1 pseudogene is annotated in these 456 nt (G+C 76.3%); it reads right to left on the reverse strand.

Going from position 1 to position 456, the window contains the following annotated elements:
• Nucleotides 1-456: pseudogene (locus B9S61_RS05250) on the reverse strand (SMC family ATPase); the annotation flags it as partial.

A 456-nucleotide genomic window follows, 5' to 3' on the forward strand; every position in this document is an offset into this window, starting at 1 on the left:
CATCCGCTCACGGTGGCCCACCCTGGAGCCGGCCCGGACGGCCGCCTCGCGCTGGGCGGTGATCCGCAGTCCGTGCTCGTGCTCCGCGCTGCGCAGTCGCTCCTGCGCGGAGTGCAGCTGCGCGGCGGCGTCCCGTTCCCGGGCGTACTGCCGCTCCAGATCCTCCACCGCGTGCGCGAGTTCCCCGGTGGCGGTGTCCCCGGCTTCGGCGCTCGCGGCGGCCAGTGCCTCCCGTACGGTGCCGAGCCGCCGCTCGGCGTCGGCGTGCCGCTCGTCCGCACGCCGGGACTCGGCCAGGGCGCGCTCCTCCGTCTCGCGGTCGACGTGCCCGTCGACCTTGCGGGCGGGGACGGGGTGTTCGGTGGCGCCGCAGACCGCGCAGGGTTCGCCGTCGACGAGCCCGGCGGCGAGTTCGGCCGCGATGCCGTTCAGGCGCTGTTCCTTCAGGTCGAGCCA

Origin of the sequence: Streptomyces sp. SM1 (assembly GCF_002910825.1) — a bacterium.
Lineage (GTDB): Bacteria > Actinomycetota > Actinomycetes > Streptomycetales > Streptomycetaceae > Streptomyces > Streptomyces okerensis.